The sequence below is a fragment of the Pseudomonas sp. 1176_21 genome, assembly GCF_052850635.1.
In genome coordinates, this window is record NZ_VXCV01000053.1 from 1 (window position 1) to 205 (window position 205).

A 205-nucleotide genomic window follows, 5' to 3' on the forward strand; every position below is an offset into this window, starting at 1 on the left:
TGGAAGAACTCTTCCGGTGCCCGGCTGGTGGCCTGCGGCACGATGACCAGCCTGCCGCCATACAGCAGCGCACCAAAGATCTCCCACACCGAGAAGTCGAAGGCATAGGAGTGGAACAGGCTCCACACGTCACTCGGCCCGAAGGCGAACCAGTGTTCGGTGGCGGCAAACAGGCGTAGCACGTTGTGGTGCGCGAGCAACGCGC

General features: G+C 63.4%; 1 protein-coding gene. It reads right to left on the reverse strand.

The genetic code is table 11. The features are described 5' to 3' along the window. Positions 1-205, reverse strand: a 205-nt coding sequence (locus tag FW760_RS26080; protein WP_446444130.1) for an AMP-binding protein, incomplete at both ends; no start/stop codon positions are given.